Annotated in this window: 17 protein-coding genes, 2 pseudogenes and 1 riboswitch; all 19 genes and pseudogenes read left to right on the plus strand. The window is 33.3% G+C overall.

What is annotated here, in order from left to right; genetic code table 11:
• Positions 1-9: 9 nt before the first annotated feature.
• The 19 genes and pseudogenes from THEWI_RS05995 (at position 10) to THEWI_RS06085 (ending at position 15796) form a co-directional block, all read left to right on the plus strand.
• Positions 10-657 (plus strand): O-methyltransferase, encoded by a 648-nt coding sequence (locus tag THEWI_RS05995; protein WP_014062793.1) that lies wholly within the window; start codon positions 10-12, stop codon positions 655-657.
• The gene (locus tag THEWI_RS06000) at positions 651-1868 is read left to right on the plus strand and encodes a peptidase U32 family protein (protein WP_014062794.1); all 1218 of its coding nucleotides are present in this window, start codon (positions 651-653) and stop codon (positions 1866-1868) included. The genes THEWI_RS05995 and THEWI_RS06000 overlap by 7 nt, the downstream gene beginning before the upstream one ends.
• 52 nt (positions 1869-1920) lie before the next feature.
• Complete coding sequence (locus THEWI_RS06005) at positions 1921-3528, plus strand: peptidoglycan D,D-transpeptidase FtsI family protein (RefSeq protein WP_014062795.1); 1608 nt, start codon at positions 1921-1923, stop codon at positions 3526-3528.
• Between the two features lie 68 nt (positions 3529-3596).
• Positions 3597-4291, plus strand: a pseudogene (sigK, locus tag THEWI_RS06010) (RNA polymerase sporulation sigma factor SigK).
• Between the two features lie 62 nt (positions 4292-4353).
• A complete protein-coding gene (locus THEWI_RS06015) occupies positions 4354-4854 on the plus strand; it encodes a YqeG family HAD IIIA-type phosphatase (protein ID WP_006570474.1) in 501 nt (166 codons plus the stop codon).
• On the plus strand, positions 4844-5698 hold the full coding sequence (aroE, locus tag THEWI_RS06020; RefSeq protein WP_041589323.1) for a shikimate dehydrogenase: 855 nt from the start codon (positions 4844-4846) through the stop codon (positions 5696-5698). Before THEWI_RS06015 ends, aroE begins: the two co-directional genes overlap by 11 nt.
• Positions 5699-5701: 3 nt before the next feature.
• Positions 5702-5784: riboswitch (cyclic di-GMP riboswitch) on the plus strand.
• A gap of 26 nt (positions 5785-5810) precedes the next feature.
• On the plus strand, positions 5811-7487 hold the full coding sequence (gene gspE / locus THEWI_RS06025; RefSeq protein ID WP_006570472.1) for a type II secretion system ATPase GspE: 1677 nt from the start codon (positions 5811-5813) through the stop codon (positions 7485-7487).
• A 5-nt stretch (positions 7488-7492) separates the two neighbouring features.
• Positions 7493-8542, plus strand: a complete 1050-nt coding sequence (locus THEWI_RS06030) for a type IV pilus twitching motility protein PilT (RefSeq protein ID WP_014062798.1) — start codon at positions 7493-7495, stop codon at positions 8540-8542.
• Positions 8543-8552: 10 nt separating this feature from the next.
• Positions 8553-9763: pseudogene (locus THEWI_RS06035) on the plus strand (type II secretion system F family protein).
• 24 nt (positions 9764-9787) lie between these two features.
• On the plus strand, positions 9788-10180 hold the full coding sequence (locus tag THEWI_RS06040) for a type II secretion system protein (protein ID WP_014062800.1): 393 nt from the start codon (positions 9788-9790) through the stop codon (positions 10178-10180).
• Between the two features lie 49 nt (positions 10181-10229).
• Positions 10230-10988, plus strand: coding sequence for a prepilin peptidase (locus THEWI_RS06045; protein WP_014062801.1), 759 nt, complete (start codon positions 10230-10232; stop codon positions 10986-10988).
• A 4-nt stretch (positions 10989-10992) separates the two neighbouring features.
• Positions 10993-11442 carry a prepilin-type N-terminal cleavage/methylation domain-containing protein gene (locus THEWI_RS06050; protein ID WP_014062802.1) on the plus strand — a complete coding sequence of 150 codons (450 nt, stop codon included), beginning with the start codon at positions 10993-10995 and terminating at the stop codon, positions 11440-11442.
• Positions 11443-11452: 10 nt separating this feature from the next.
• On the plus strand, positions 11453-12133 hold the full coding sequence (locus tag THEWI_RS06055; RefSeq protein ID WP_014062803.1) for a type IV pilus modification PilV family protein: 681 nt from the start codon (positions 11453-11455) through the stop codon (positions 12131-12133).
• Positions 12124-12606 (plus strand): PilW family protein, encoded by a 483-nt coding sequence (locus THEWI_RS06060; protein ID WP_003869817.1) that lies wholly within the window; start codon positions 12124-12126, stop codon positions 12604-12606. The genes THEWI_RS06055 and THEWI_RS06060 overlap by 10 nt, the downstream gene beginning before the upstream one ends.
• Positions 12596-13255, plus strand: coding sequence for a pilus assembly PilX N-terminal domain-containing protein (locus THEWI_RS06065; RefSeq protein ID WP_014062804.1), 660 nt, complete (start codon positions 12596-12598; stop codon positions 13253-13255). The genes THEWI_RS06060 and THEWI_RS06065 overlap by 11 nt, the downstream gene beginning before the upstream one ends.
• A 19-nt stretch (positions 13256-13274) precedes the next feature.
• Positions 13275-13535, plus strand: a complete 261-nt coding sequence (locus THEWI_RS06070; protein ID WP_003869819.1) for a late competence development ComFB family protein — start codon at positions 13275-13277, stop codon at positions 13533-13535.
• Positions 13536-13545: 10 nt separating this feature from the next.
• Positions 13546-14505: a type IV pilus assembly protein PilM gene (gene pilM, locus THEWI_RS06075; protein WP_006570464.1), complete on the plus strand. Its 960-nt coding sequence runs from the start codon at positions 13546-13548 to the stop codon at positions 14503-14505.
• A 1-nt stretch (position 14506) separates the two neighbouring features.
• Positions 14507-15040: a PilN domain-containing protein gene (locus tag THEWI_RS06080; protein ID WP_003869821.1), complete on the plus strand. Its 534-nt coding sequence runs from the start codon at positions 14507-14509 to the stop codon at positions 15038-15040.
• Positions 15041-15796 (plus strand): type IV pilus inner membrane component PilO, encoded by a 756-nt coding sequence (locus tag THEWI_RS06085; protein WP_014062805.1) that lies wholly within the window; start codon positions 15041-15043, stop codon positions 15794-15796.
• Positions 15797-15805: the final 9 nt, after the last annotated feature.

Genomic DNA, 15805 nt, shown 5'->3' on the forward strand with positions numbered 1-15805 from the left:
GGTTGAGTTATGGAAATAACTCCAAATGATATAAAATTTATAAGATGGATAGCTCATAAATTTGGATATCCTTTAGATGAGATGGAGAAATATGCCTACGAAAATTATATCCCTATTGCAAAACCGGAGGTTGCTGATTTTTTAAGTTTTATTGTGAAGCTAAAAAAGCCTAACAATATATTAGAGATAGGTACTGCTATTGGCTATTCTACTATAATAATGGCAAAAGCTTATTCAGAAGTTAGTGTAGTCACTATTGAAAGGGATATAAATTTGGCTGAAATAGCTAAAGAAAATTTTAAGAAAGCAAAAGTAGAAGATAGAATCGAGCTTATTTGTGGAGAAGCACAGCATGTTCTTCCAAATTTAACCAAGATGTACGATTTGATTTTTGTAGATGCGGCGAAAGGGCAATATATAGAATTTTACAAAGAACTGAAAAGACTTTTAAGCAAAGAGGGCGTAATCTTGTGGGACAATATTTTGTATAAGGGATATGTTGTAAATGAGAAAAATGTAAAACATAAGAGAAGAACTATTGTGTACAGAATGAGAGAATTTATAGAAATATTATATCAAGATAAAACTTTGTACACGGTAATTTTGCCTTTAGGAGACGGATTAGCGGTAAGCTTTAAGGAGGAATCATCATGTTAGAGCTTTTGGCACCAGTTGGAGATTTGGAAAGATTAAAAATAGCTATAAATTACGGAGCAGATGCGGTATATTTTGGAGGGAAACATTATAGTTTAAGGGCTTCTGTTGGTTTGACTCTTGAAGAGATAAAAGAAGCAATAAAATATGTGAGGAAAAGTGGAAAAAAAGCATATATTACTATAAATATCTTTCCCCACAATGAGGATTTGGAAGGATTGCCTGAATACATTAAATCAGTTGTTGACCTTGGCATAGATGCTATTATTCTTTCTGACCCAGGGATTTTTTCTATTGTAAAAGAAGTAGCTCCTGAAGTAGATGTTCATATAAGTACGCAAGCAAATAATGTGAATTATAAAAGTGCTCTGTTTTGGCATAATTTAGGTGCAAAAAGAATAATTTTGGCAAGAGAACTATCTTTAAAAGAGATAAAAGAGATAAGAGAGAAGACACCAAAAACTTTAGAATTAGAGGCATTTGTCCACGGGGCTATGTGCATTTCTTACTCAGGAAGGTGCCTTTTAAGCAATTATCTTACAGGAAGAGATTCTAATAAAGGTGAATGTGCACAACCTTGCCGGTGGAAATATTATCTTGTAGAAGAAAAAAGGCCAGGAGAGTATATGCCCATTTTCGAAGATGAAAGGGGCACATATATTATGAATTCTAAAGACCTATGCATGATAGAGTACATTCCAGAACTTGTTGAGGCTGGAGTTACAAGTTTTAAAATTGAGGGAAGAAACAAAAGTGCCTACTATGTTGCTGTAGTGACACGGGCTTACAGAAAGGCGATTGACGATTACCTTGAAAAAGGAATAGATTATGTTTTTGACAAAAAACTTCTTGAAGAGGTTTCTAAAGCAAGTCACAGAGGATTTACCACAGGGTTTTATTTTGGCAAACCAGGTCCTGATGCTCAAAATTATGAGTCTTCAAAATATATACGGACTCATGATTTTGTAGGAATTGTTAAAGATTATGACCCAAATACAGGAATTGCTGTTGTAGAGCAAAGAAATAGGATGTTTGTGGGAGATAAAATTGAGATTATGGGTCCTAAAGTAGAGTTTGAGCAGCAAATTGAAAAAATGTGGGATGAAGAAGGAAATGAGATTGAAGTAGCTCCCCATCCTCAAATGATAGTGAAAATTCCTGTAAAGTATCCTGTAGAAGAATTTTTTATACTGCGTCGAGAAATTAAAAATTAGGTTAAAACTTGCTCCTTTTGGGAATACTTTTTCCTGAAAGGAGCAAAGTTTTATGGAAAATAGAAACTATAGGATTGCTTTTTTGAGGGTAGTTTTGTCAATTTTAACGTTAACATTGATTTTTAGGCTTTTTTACATTCAGGTAATCAAAGGAGATTTTTATTCTCAAAAAGCAGTGGAACAAAAAATTAGAAGCTTTAAAATTTTGGAGAGAAGAGGAGAAATATACGACAGGAATATGATTCCTTTTACTGATAGAGAATATAAAGAATATATATTTGCGATACCTAAAATGTTAACTGACAAAGAAAAAGCCGCTAAGGTTATAAGTGAAATTGCCGCATTAAACTGTGAGGATGTGTTAAAATCCTTAAAAAGTGCAAAAGATTATGTGGAATATGAAGTTAAATTTAACTCAAACAACAAATTACCTATAGGCATTTTTAAGTTAGCTTTGCCTCAAAGGTATTCGCAAAATTCTTTAGCAAGACATGTAATAGGGTATGTAGGAGAGAAAAAGATGGGTTTAGAAGATACTTTTAATGAAATTTTAAATAGCAAAAGGGAAGATAGCATTGCAGTGTTTACTGATGGGAATAATACTGATTATATAAAAGGGTTAGGAGTAAGGTTAAAAACTTCTGGAAAAGAAGTTTTGGGGGTAAAAACTACACTTGATTATCACATACAAAAGGCAGTAGAGAATGTTCTTGACAAGAATATGGTAGATGGAGCAGCAGTGGTATTAGATATAAAAACAGGTGATATACTTGCAATGGCAAGTAGGCCTAATTTTGACCAAAATAATATTCAAGCTTATTTAAATAGCTCTAACGAAGAATTTATAAACAAAGCTGTCTCAATGTATCCACCTGGCTCTATTTTTAAAATTGTAATAGCTGCTGCAGCCTTAGAATATAATAAAGTGAATTTACAGGATACTTTTTATTGCAGTGGTAGTTATGATATAAATGGAATAGTATTTCACGATTACAAAGGAGAAAGTCATGGAGTAATAAACATGGTAAAAGGTTTTGCAGTTTCCTGCAATACTACTTTTATAAAGATTGGGCAAATAACAGGGGCCAAAAATATTTTGGAGATGGCGAGAAAATTTGGAATAGAAAGTGATGATGGTCTGCCAATACCTGAGCGAATAGGGAGATTGCCTAAATTGTCTGATACTTATGGAGCAGGTATTGGGAATTTGTCAATAGGGCAAGGAGATGTGCTGATGACGCCTCTTCAAGCAGCTGATATCGCAGCGACAATAGCTAATAACGGTGTTAGGAATGTTCCACGTTTAGTGACTGCAATAATTGATGAAGAAGGGAAAGAAATTGAAAAATTGTCTCAGAAAAAGTCTTACAGGGTGATAAGCGAAAAAACAGCCATAATTTTAAAAGGAATGATGAGAGAAGTGGTTATTGACCCAGAAGGGACAGGGAAAAGGGCTGAGACTACGTATGGCAGTGCTGGTAAAACAGGTTCTGCTGAAGTCAGTAAAGAGCTAAATATATATCATGCTTGGTTTACAGGTTTTGTTCCTTTTGATAAACCTAAATATGCAATTTCGATTTTTGTAAAAAATGGAGATACTGGAGGAACTAAAGCTGCCCCTCTTTTCAAAGAAATAGCGGAGGAAATAATGAAATATTGATGTACGTGCACCATTTTAAATAAAACACATATAATAGATGTGTAATGTTGAAAAAAGGAGTGGCGGCAATGTGGGAAGTTGTTGCTGCAATTTTGGCATCAATTGTAAAGGAAATCTTAAATCTTGGTTACTTGACAAACACCAACTCTTTTCCCAATCCACTTACTCCAGAAGAGGAAAAAAATATTTAGAAGCTTATAGAAACGGTGATGAGGAAGCGAGGAATATTTTAATAGAGAGGAACTTGAGATTGGTAGCCCATGTAGTAAAAAAATACAGTGGAACTGGTAAAGATATAGACGACTTGATATCTATTGGAACAATAGGGCTTATAAAAGCAATTTCTACTTTTGATTCTTCAAAAGGTACTCATCTTGCCACATATGCAGCAAGATGTATAGAAAATGAGATACTTATGTCTATAAGAGCAGAAAAAAAGATGAAAGGGGAGGTTTTTTTACAGGATCCTATTGGTGTCGATAAAGAGGGCAATGAGATATCTTTAATGGATGTCCTCGGCACAGAAGAAGATGAAATATCAGAGCAAGTGGAGAAAAAACTTCAAATTAAAAAGTTGTACAGTAAAATGAACAGCGTTTTAAAAAATAGAGAACGGTTAATTATAGAAATGAGGTATGGTCTGTACAATGGGAAAGTGAGGACTCAAAGAGAAATAGCAAAGATGCTTGGTATATCTCGTTCCTATGTCTCAAGGATTGAAAAGAAGGCTTTAAATAAGCTTTTTAAAGAGCTTTCCATGTAAAACTGTTTGTATTGACAGTTTATTTTTTTTATTATATAATTTTAACAAAATGAGGTGAACATATGTATGAAAAGTTGATTCCTGATATGATAGTGGAAAATATTTATCAAATTGATTTGGATTTTTTAAAAGAAAAAGGAATTACTAGTCTTGTCTTAGATATTGACAACACATTGGTACCTCAAAAATCAAAATTTCCTGATAAACAAACTATCGAATGGTTGGAAAAAATGAAAGAAGAAGGATTTAAAATTTGCCTCATTTCAAATAACACTAAAAGAAGAGTGAATGAATTTAAAGAAAAAGTTGGTGTACCTGGAATAGCTTGGGCTATTAAACCAAGAAAAGGAGCTTTTAAAAAGGCTTTAAAGATTTTAGATGCTAAGCCTAATGAGACTGCTTTGATAGGAGACCAAATATTTACTGATATTTTTGGGGGAAAAAGAGCAGGCTTATATACTATTTTAGTAAAGCCTTTATCGAAAGAGGAATTAGGATGGACTAAGCTTATGAGAAGGGCGGAAAGACATGTACTTAAAAGGATTGAGGAATATGAAAATTAATGCAAATACTAAACTGTATGGTCTTATAGGCCATCCTGTAGAACATAGTTTATCACCTTTAATACATAACTATGCTTTTAAATCTCTAAACTTAAATTGTGTCTACACTGTTTTTGATGTTTTGCCGGAAAAGCTTGAAGAAGCAGTAAAAGGAGTAAAAGCTTTAGGAATAAGAGGAGTTAATGTAACTGTACCTCATAAAGAGAAAATAATTAAATACCTAGATGTGGTCTCAGAAGAAGCATTAAAAATTGGCGCAGTCAATACTGTAGTTAATGAAGGAGGAATATTAAAAGGATATAATACAGATGTCTATGGCTTTATAGACTCATTAACAGAAGTAGGAGAAAAAATTGAAGGGAGGAAAGCTGTTGTTTTAGGAGCTGGTGGGGCTTCTAAGGCAGTTTGTGTCGCTCTTGCTCTAAAAGGAATAGATTCGATAATAATTGCCAATAGAAGTGTTGAAAGAGCAAAAGATTTGTCAGAATATATTAAAAGGGAATTTAAGATTCAGTGCGATTACTGCAGTATAAATGAAGTAAAAGAACTACCAGAAATAGATATACTTGTTAATACTACAAGCGTAGGAATGTATCCAAATACAGAAGATTCTCCTGCTGATGAAAAAGTGGTTTTGAAAGCTAAATTTGTATATGACCTTATTTACAATCCTTTTGAAACTGCTCTTTTAAAACATGCGAAAAAGAATGGAATAAAGTATTCTAATGGACTTTTTATGCTACTTAATCAAGCTAATTATTCTTTCAAGTTGTGGACAGGGGAATTTTTCGACAAAAATTTGGTATACATGTATTTAAAAGAAGGAATTACGCATAATTTGTAGAATATTTTATAAAGAGTAGATGAAGTGAGGCTATATGCGGGCACTTTATGCCTCACGGATACAGTGGTGCAACCGGCTTATGTCGGCTTTATTATTTTTGGAGGTATATTTTATGGCCAAAAAAAAGCTAGGAGAGCTTTTAGTTGAGGTAGGGCTTATAACAGAAGAACAACTAAAGCACGCAATAGAAGTTCAGAGCAAAACAGGAGAAAAGTTAGGAAAAGTTCTCATTAAATTGGGGTATGTTACAGAAAGCCAAATACTAGAGGCTTTAGAATTTCAATTAGGTATTCCACATGTAGATTTGCAAAAATACTATATTGACCCAGATGTGGCAAAATTAATTCCAGAAGCTGTTGCTAAAAGACATACTATTATTCCTATAAAAAAAGATGAAGATGGTATATTGGTAGCAATGGCAGATCCTCTGAATATTTTTGCACTAGATGATGTGAGAATCATTACGAAACAAAATGTAAAGCCTTTAATTGCTTCTGAAGGAAGCATCTTAAAAGCCATAGATAGAATTTACGGAAGAGAACAGGCAGAAAAAGCAGTACAGGATTTTAAAAAGGAGTTTCAAAGTGAAAGTCAAGAAGAGCTGCCAGATGAGATTCTTGAAGAAGTACAAAACGCGCCTGCTGTACGCTTTGTAAATTCTATAATTGAGCAGGCAATAAAAAATAGGGCTTCAGATATTCACATTGAACCTACTGAAAAAGACCTTAGAATTCGATTTAGGATAGATGGACAATTAACAGAAGCTATGAGGACTATAAAAAGTACCCATGCCCCTGTTGTGACAAGAGTAAAAATTATGGCTAATATGAACATCGCTGAAAGAAGACTTCCTCAAGATGGCAGATTTGATTTTACTACAGGTGGTAAAAATATTGACATAAGAGTTTCTTCGTTGCCCACTGTTTTTGGAGAGAAATTGGTATTGAGGCTTTTAGACAAGGAAAATTTTATAATGACAAAGGAGCAATTAGGTTTTGAAGAAGAGGATCTGGTGCTCTTTGATAAACTTATCAAAAGGCCTAATGGCATTGTGCTTTTGACTGGTCCTACAGGTAGTGGGAAAACCACCACTCTTTATGCAATGCTGAGAGAGCTTAACAAACCCAATGTTAATATAATAACTGTTGAGGACCCTGTTGAGTATTCCCTTGAGGGAATAAACCAAGTACAAGTTAATGAAAAGGCAGGCCTTACCTTTGCGACTGCTCTTAGGTCAATTTTGAGGCAAGACCCTGATATAATTATGATTGGAGAAATTAGAGATACTGAAACTGCTGAGATAGCTATTCGCTCTGCCATAACAGGGCACTTAGTCCTTTCCACTTTGCATACAAATGATGCGGCGGGAGCGGTGACTAGGCTTATAGATATGGGTATAGAGCCTTATCTTGTGTCTTCTTCTGTAGTAGGGGTCATTGCTCAGAGATTGGCGAGAAAAATATGTGATAACTGTAGAATTTCTTATAAAGCTTCCAAAGGCGAAAAAGAGCTATTGGGAATTTCAGAAAATGAAGACATTACTTTATACAAGGGGAGAGGGTGCCCTGTTTGTAATAAAACAGGCTATAGAGGAAGAATTCCTATATATGAGATAATGACTGTTACTTCTGATATTAGAGAGCTTATAAATGCTAAGGTTTCCTCTGATGTTATTGGAGCTCAGGCTGTAAAAAATGGCATGAAAACTTTACGAGAAAGTGCTAAAAGACTTGTATTACAAGGAAAAACTACAATTGATGAAATGATAAGACTAACTTACGAGGAATGAGGGATATGGATACAAAGGAACTTTTAAAATTAGTAGTTGAAAGAAAAGCTTCAGACTTGCATATAACGGTTGGAGTACCTCCAGTTCTTAGAATTAATGGCTATTTAGAAAGATTAGAAGGGGAGCCTTTTACCCCTGGGCAGACTGAAGAAATAGTTAAGGATTTATTGACAAGTGAGCAATTGAAAAAGTTAGAACAAAATGGAGATATTGATTTGTCCTATTCAGTTACAGGAGTAGGAAGGTTTAGAATAAATGTATACAAACAAAGGGGAAGTTATAGCCTTGCAATAAGGTCTGTAGCTTTGAGAATACCTACAATAGAGGAATTGGGACTTCCTCCAATACTTAAAGACTTAGCTTTAAAGGCAAGAGGGCTTATATTGGTAACAGGACCTACTGGCAGTGGTAAATCTACTACACTGGCTGCGATGGTGGATTGGATAAACTCTAAAAGGACTTGTCATATTCTCACATTGGAAGACCCTATAGAATATTTACATAAACACAACAAAAGCATAGTAAATCAAAGAGAGATTGGGCATGATGCGGCATCTTACGCTTCAGCTTTAAGGGCTGCTTTAAGGGAGGACCCGGATGTTATATTAGTGGGAGAGATGAGGGATTTAGAAACCATCCAAATTGCTATAACTGCTGCTGAGACAGGCCATCTTGTTTTGTCCACTCTTCACACAATAGGAGCCGTTAAGACGATCGATAGGATTATTGATGTTTTTCCTCACCATCAGCAGCAGCAGATAAAAATTCAGCTTTCAAATGTTTTAGAGGGAATTATTTCTCAACAGCTTATACCTAAAAAGGACAACAGTGGCAGAGTAGTTGCGACAGAAGTGATGATTGCTACTCCTGCTATAAGAAATCTCATAAGAGAAGGGAAGACTTTCCAGATACAGTCGGCAGTTCAAACAGGTAGCAAGTTTGGAATGATGACAATGGATATGTCTATTTTACATCTGTTAAAAAGAGGAGTTATTTCTTTGGAGGATGCATTGACCTATTGTGTGGACCAAGAGAATTTTTCTCGCATGATATAGAGGTGATTATATGCCGTTGTATGCATATAGGGCAAGGGATATGGGAGGAAATCTCGTTACAGGGACTTTGGAAGTTGATTCAAAGGCTCAGTGCATTGATGTTTTAAAGCAAAAAAATTATTATATAATTGACATAAAAGAAGAAGTTGTAAAACAGGACATATTAGATTTTGGCTCTTTTAAAAAGGTAAAGATAAAAGATATTGCTGTTTTTTGTAGACAATTTGCTACTTTAATAAATGCAGGTATACCCATCGTGACGGCTTTGGCCACTATTAAGGAGCAAGTGGAGAATAAAAGGCTAAAAAGAGCTATAAGCGAAGTTTATGAGGAAGTTCAAAAGGGAAGGACTTTGTCTGATGCAATGAAAAAATACGGAGACGTTTTTCCTATGCTTCTTTATAACATGGTGGAAGTAGGGGAAGTGAGCGGAACTTTGGATAAAGTTATGAATGAAATGGCAGACCACTATGAAAAAGAAAATGACCTCAATCAAAAGGTAAAATCTGCCTTGACTTATCCTGCCATTGTTTTTTTGTTGCTGTATTGGTTGTTATTTTTCTTTTGACAAATGTTTTACCTATTTTTGTAGGGATGTTTAAAAACGCTGGAATCCAGTTGCCTCTTCCCACTCGAATACTTATTGCTATAAGCAGTTCTATATCTCAATATTGGTACTTTTACACAGGAGTAATTTTGGTGATTTCTTATTCGATTTCGAGTTTTTTGAAGACACCTGAAGGAAGGCGCACTTATGACAGAATGCTTTTAAACATGCCAATCTTTGGCCCTCTAAACAAAAAGATTTTAATTTCCAGGTTTACAAGGACTTTAGGAACATTGATAAGTGCTGGTGTACCGCTTATGAAGGCAATGGAAGTAGTAGAAAAAGTTATGGGTAATACAGTAGTAGCAGAGGGACTTAAAAAAGCGCAAGAAGATATAAAAAAAGGCTTACCACTTTCAGAACCTTTAAAAAGAATTGGCATTTTCCCGCCAATGGTAATTCAGATGATAAGTATTGGTGAAAGTTCAGGTTCATTGGACAGTATCTTGAATAAAACTGCAGATTTTTATGATGGAGAAGTGGATACAGCTGTGTCACAAATGACTACTCTTCTAGAGCCATTAATAATTGTTATGCTGGCGACAGTGGTAGGATTTATAGTTATTTCAATTGTCATGCCGCTGTTCCAATTATACAATTTCATAGGTCAGTGATATTGGGAAAGGGGGTGAAAAAGGATGGAATGGTTTGTAAAAGCATTAAACAAGGATGAGAGAGGTTTTACACTAATTGAATTAATTGTTGTCATTGCAATTTTAGGGATACTGGCAGCCATTGCAGTGCCTCAATTTACAGGGACATTAACTAGTTCTAAAGAAAAAGCTGATAAGGCTTCAGCACAAATTATAGCAGATGCAGCAGCAAGATGGATTGTGGATAAGGGTAGTGATGATAATATCCCTACAGTGGATCAATTATACAATGAACATTATTTAGCTGATAATTACATACCTCAATCTGGCGGAAGCAAATTTGTAATTACTCTTGATAAAAATAATCATAAAGTTCAAGTGTCTATTGATGATAATGGAGCAATTTTAGCTACTGCTCCATATGAAATAATTAAATAATCCAGGGCACATTTTTGTGCCCTCCTTAATATTTTTTTAGGAGGTCATTATGGAGATACTACTTTACATACTGATATTTTTATTCGGCACAATTATAGGAAGTTTTTTAAATGTGGTCATACACAGAGTGCCAAGAAAAGAGTCAATAGTCTATCCTCCTTCTCATTGCCCTAAATGTGGACATGAATTAAAAACTATTGATTTAATACCTATATTGAGTTATATTCTACTTAAAGGAAGATGTAGGTATTGTGGAGAAAAGATTTCAGCAAGGTATCCTGTTGTTGAAGCATTGACTGGAATTGTGTTTTTGATAATTTACTATAAATTTGGTTTAGATTTTAAAGCTTTTTCTTACATGTTTTTAGCTTCTATATTGATTTCAATAAGTTTTATTGATATGGAACACAAAATAGTGCCAAATAAAATAATTATTGCAGGATTTGTAGGTGCTATAATCTTTCGATTGTTAATGTACAATTATGGATTTTTGGATTATGTATTGGGCTTAATTTTAGGTGGAGGAATTCTCCTTCTCATCTCTTTAATTTCTGGAGGAGAGATGGGAGGAGGAGACATAAAACTTATGGCGTTAATTGGATTTTTTATAGGATGGAAGCTTACAATTTTAGTGCTTTTCCTTTCTGTAATCATTGGAGCATTGGGAGGAGCTATATTAGTAGCTTTGAAAATTAAAGGGAGAAAAGATTACATTCCTTTTGCACCCCACATTTCCATTGCATGGTTTATTTCAATTTTGTATGGGTATGAGATTCTTAACTATTATATAAAATTCATAAGAGGTTAAGCTTATGAAAAGAGAGGAAGGATTAACTTTAATAGAGCTTGTAACGGTTTTGGCAATTTTCACAGTTATAGTTCTTATAGTTATTCCTTCGACTGACTTTTTTGATGCGACAAGGTCAAATGTAAGACTTACTCTTATAGCTCATGAAGTTGTGAAGGATTTAAAATATATTCAGCACAAAAGTATTTTCGAAAGAGAAAATTTATATTTTGAAATCAAACCCGATAAGACTGGTTATTACATAAATAGATATGAGGACGATAAAAATATTAAGACAAAAGATTTGCCTAAAGGAATTATAATAGAGAAAAATATACAAAAAGAAATAAGGTTTAATCAGATGGGGGTTCCATCTACTGGAGGTTGTACAATAACTTTAAAAAATAACAAAAAAGAAATTTATATAACTGTGCTTCCTGCTACAGGGCGTATTATGATAAAGGGGAATTATTAGGAGTGATTTTATGAAGATTTTAAAGGATAATAAAGGCATGACTTTAATAGAGGTACTTGTCTCAATAGCTATATTTGCAATAGTGGCAATACCTCTTTTGGGTATTTTTAGTCAATCTGCTATAACTTCTGCTAACTCTAAGATAAAGACAAAAGAAGCTACAATTGCGCAGACAATTGCAGAAAACATAAAGGCGGGAATTGTAAAAGACAAGGCAGACCTTGCCAAAGTAGTAACTGACTTTGAAAAAGAAGGCTTTATAGCTTATGTAGAACAGCAAACCTCTACAGGGGAAGTTTCTCAGTATCAAATAAAAGTAGGAAAAATTGGTTCAAACACTCCTATGTATACCCTTTATATTATGGCGCCTGCAACGGAAATTACTTCTTATGTTCCTGTAGAAATACCTTCTGAGGAAGACCCAAGTGGAAGCGGTAGCAGTAGTAATGATGTAATAAAGCATGTAGTGGACCTGATAACAATAGTGATAATTGCTACATGGACTGCTTTATTTTTAGTTTTTGTGGTAATCACATTGGGTTGGAATGAGGTTACCAAAACAAAAATTTTCACTATAGCAGATACTATTGTTAACATGATAAAACAGGGAGTTACTAGTTTAAAAGCAATAGGGACAAAAGCTTCAGAAATTACTGGCGTTAAGGTTCCATGGTGGTTAAAATGGTGGTGAGAAAAGAAGAAGGATTTACCCTCATCGAACTTATCGTAACATTGGCAATACTCGGAGTGGTAATAGGAGTTTACTCTTCTTTATATTATTCGGGCTTTAAATCCTTCATAAGCACTGAAAACAGTGTAGATGTAGAGCAAAATGTCAGGTTTGCTATGAATTATATCATATCTTTATTAGAAAAAGGCCCTTCTGAAGTCATTATTATTGATAATGGCCATGGCTTATTGATGAAAGATGTGAATAATCGTGATGAGATTACAATAAAGCTAGACAACAAAAAACATGCTTTGTATATTAATGACAATGTAGGTCACGAATTAGCTGTAAAGATTTACGGATTTAATATAATTCAAAAAAATGGCAACATGATAAATATTGAAATAATTGGACAAAGTGATGATAACGGCTCAAACAGATTTTCTCTTTCTACAGACGTTTTTTTAAGAAAGAGTGGTATAAATGTTCAATGAGAGAGGTTCTGCTTTAATTTTTACTTTAATGGTAATTTTGATTCTCACAGTTTTAGCTGTAGCAATTTTAGAAGTAACTGTTACCAATTACAAAATTTCTCATGCTTATGCAAACTCTATCTCAGCTACTTATGCAGCAGAAGCTGGCCTTGAACGAGTAAAAAATGAATTTAACATAGCTTTGTTAGATGCTTATCAAGGAAAAGGGAAAGGAAAAGGGAAAGGTGAATTTTGGATAAATGTAGTTGAAAATAAAAATACAACTAAAATTCAGTATAAACAAGATGCCAAAAATTTATTAAAGGAGTCATTTGGACTTGACATCCCAATAGGGGAGTGGATTTCACTGGGTGATTCAGGACAAGAGTATAAAATTGACAGTATAGAAATGGTTCCTCCTTCAATTGAAGCTTTTGAAAATGAAGGAGCTCAAGTTTTAACCTATAAAGTACGTGCATGGACGGAAGGTAGGATGAACAAAATCGTACGTTACGGTTATGCGGAGATTACATTTAATATTAATGTAAATATTACGAAGATGGGTTCTGATAAGAGTGCGAATTATAAGGTGATTCTTAGTGGTAATACATCACAGTCTCCACCTATAGTAGATAAATGGACAATTGATTCAATTCCACAAACACAATAAAAATAAGGAGAGGGTTTTTATGCATCTTAAAAATTACATGGAAGACGCTGTTGACCAAATGATGGATAAGGTTTTGAAAGATTTAGACGTTTGTAAATGCGACAGATGTAGAATGGACATAAAAGCTTTAGCACTTAACAATTTACCTCCAAAATATGTTGTATCAGAAGAAGGAGAACTATATGTAAAGACAAATGAGTTAGTCAGGCAATTTGAGGTAGACATAATAAAAGCTATAACAATGGCTGCTATTAAAGTGAATAACAATAAGCGCCATTAGGAGGTAAAAAATGCTTGGAATTGAAATAGGGAATTTTAATACAAAATTATTAGTTGGAGAAAAAAAGAATAAATTCTTTGGTAAAAGGTTAATGATAAATACGCCTTCTAATGTGATAACTAATGGTAAAATTATTGATATAAATTCATTGGCAGATGTAATTAATGAGACTTTGAAAAGGAACAATATCAAAGAAAAACAAGTGTGTTTTACTATTTCCAGCTCAAATAATATAATAAGGGATTTAGAATTGCCACTAATGAAAGAAGAGGAAGTCGAAAAGGCCTTATACTATGAGATTGAGCAATACATTCCTGATTATGAAAATTATGTAATAGATTATAGATATTTACCTAATATTGCGGAGAAAGATAAAATGATTAGAGTACTGATTGCCTCTTCTCCTAAGGATATAATAGAAAAATATGTTAAATTAGCAGAGATGTTAAAATTAAAATTAGAAGCCATTGATATTTATAGCAATTCAATTTATAAAGCTTGTAAAAAGGTGAATTTAGCTGAAGGAATAGTGTCAGTTGTAGATATAGGGGCAGTTGTTACCAATGTGACGGTGATTGATAACGGAAATTACATTTTTAGTAGGAGCATAGAGTTTGGTGGAAATAAAATTACACAAATAATTGCGAATGCCTTTAATATAGATTTTCAAGCAGCAGAAGAATATAAAAGGGCAAAAAAATTTATTGGAGAAGAAAACTATAAGGATATAGAAGATACTATACTTTTATCCTTTTCGGAAGTGTTTCAACAGCTAAGCAGAATATTTGATTTTTATTATGCCACATATCATAAAAATATACAAAAAATTATCATGTTAGGTGGTACTTCTAAACTTTTAGGATTGAGAGAATACGTGGAAGATTATTTTAGGATACCTACTTTTGTGATAGAAACAGAAGATTATTTATACTTTTTACCTGTTTATGGATGCCTTTTAAGGGGGGAATAGGTTGAAGGATATAAACCTCATACCAGCTGAACTAAAGGAACAAAAAATGCGAAGAAAAAAACAAATATCCCGTCTTTTTTTTGTGTTTGTTTTAATCACCGTTATTTTTGCCTTAATAGCTTTTCCACTGGTATATATCAATAAATTGTATCAAGACTTAAAATACGCAGATAATGAATTAGGTAAATTTAAAGACATTTCTCAGTTGCAGCAAAATGTAAAAGATTTATCCGCTTATATAGAAAAGAAGAAAAGCTTAATAGAAAAATTGAAAAAGCAAAAAGTGGATGCAGTAGGTATATTGCAAAATTTAGCCTCAAATATACCTGAAAAAGTATCTATTGATTCTTTGAAATATGAGAAAAATATTTTGGAAATAGATGGACAAGCACTTTCAGAATCTGATATAGCAGCTTTTATGCTTAACCTAAGAAGTATAAGTTATGTAGAAGATGTGAAAGTGATATCGGTGGATTTGACAGATAAAGGCCTTCTAAAATATGTTTTACAAGTAAAAATCAAGGTGGTATCATAGATGAAGCTTACAAGAAGAGAAAGAGTATTAATTTACTTTGCTGTCATACTCGGATTTTTTGCACTTTATTATCAATATTATTTAACTCCCAAAATTTTAGAAATACGAAATTTATCTATTGAATTAAAAAATAAAAGACAAATTTTAGAACAAGTAACTGCTTTAAACAATAAAAATTTAAGAGAAGGTTTAGACAAGCAACAAACTCAACTAAAGGAATTAAGCATGATTTTACCAGAAGAAAGGGATATAGAAATTTTTCTTTTTAATTTACAACAAATGGTCAATGATACAGGTGTAAAGACAAAAAGCTTAACTTTTGAAAACCAAGATCAAAGTCAAAAAGAAACTAGTAATGTGAAAAAAGAAGATTTTGTGACAATACCCGTAAATATTACTGTTTCAGGTAATTACGATGAGATTATAGCTTTTCTAAATGAAATACAAAATTCTAAGAGACTTTGTAACATTCAAAGTTTCTCTATTGAAAAAGACCAAAATCAGCACAACCTTCTTTTGACTCTACAGATCTTTATTTATTCAATGAAAGACAGTGGTGGTACTTCAATACCGACAGATTTTTTAAAAGGTAAAAGTGACCCTTTCAAGTCTCTGTATGATGATACCAGAAGTGAACAATCAAATAATGTAGAACAGCCTTCTGCTTCTCAATCTCCTCAAAACATAGATGTGAATAAGGTAATAACTGATACTATAGAAAAAGTTTTAAAAGAGAAAATATCTTCATTGCCTTAGGGAGGAAAT

This window comes from Thermoanaerobacter wiegelii Rt8.B1, assembly GCF_000147695.2.
Taxonomy (GTDB): Bacteria; Bacillota; Thermoanaerobacteria; order Thermoanaerobacterales; family Thermoanaerobacteraceae; genus Thermoanaerobacter; species Thermoanaerobacter ethanolicus.

Coding starts and splice junctions, on each gene's coding strand:
- THEWI_RS05995 (WP_014062793.1), top strand. CDS start 10: ATGGAAATAACTCCAAATGATATAAAATTTATAAGATGGATAGCTCAT.
- THEWI_RS06000 (WP_014062794.1), top strand. CDS start 651: ATGTTAGAGCTTTTGGCACCAGTTGGAGATTTGGAAAGATTAAAAATA.
- THEWI_RS06005 (WP_014062795.1), top strand. CDS start 1,921: ATGGAAAATAGAAACTATAGGATTGCTTTTTTGAGGGTAGTTTTGTCA.
- THEWI_RS06015 (WP_006570474.1), top strand. CDS start 4,354: ATGTATGAAAAGTTGATTCCTGATATGATAGTGGAAAATATTTATCAA.
- aroE (WP_041589323.1), top strand. CDS start 4,844: ATGAAAATTAATGCAAATACTAAACTGTATGGTCTTATAGGCCATCCT.
- gspE (WP_006570472.1), top strand. CDS start 5,811: ATGGCCAAAAAAAAGCTAGGAGAGCTTTTAGTTGAGGTAGGGCTTATA.
- THEWI_RS06030 (WP_014062798.1), top strand. CDS start 7,493: ATGGATACAAAGGAACTTTTAAAATTAGTAGTTGAAAGAAAAGCTTCA.
- THEWI_RS06040 (WP_014062800.1), top strand. CDS start 9,788: ATGGAATGGTTTGTAAAAGCATTAAACAAGGATGAGAGAGGTTTTACA.
- THEWI_RS06045 (WP_014062801.1), top strand. CDS start 10,230: ATGGAGATACTACTTTACATACTGATATTTTTATTCGGCACAATTATA.
- THEWI_RS06050 (WP_014062802.1), top strand. CDS start 10,993: ATGAAAAGAGAGGAAGGATTAACTTTAATAGAGCTTGTAACGGTTTTG.
- THEWI_RS06055 (WP_014062803.1), top strand. CDS start 11,453: ATGAAGATTTTAAAGGATAATAAAGGCATGACTTTAATAGAGGTACTT.
- THEWI_RS06060 (WP_003869817.1), top strand. CDS start 12,124: ATGGTGGTGAGAAAAGAAGAAGGATTTACCCTCATCGAACTTATCGTA.
- THEWI_RS06065 (WP_014062804.1), top strand. CDS start 12,596: ATGTTCAATGAGAGAGGTTCTGCTTTAATTTTTACTTTAATGGTAATT.
- THEWI_RS06070 (WP_003869819.1), top strand. CDS start 13,275: ATGCATCTTAAAAATTACATGGAAGACGCTGTTGACCAAATGATGGAT.
- pilM (WP_006570464.1), top strand. CDS start 13,546: ATGCTTGGAATTGAAATAGGGAATTTTAATACAAAATTATTAGTTGGA.
- THEWI_RS06085 (WP_014062805.1), top strand. CDS start 15,041: ATGAAGCTTACAAGAAGAGAAAGAGTATTAATTTACTTTGCTGTCATA.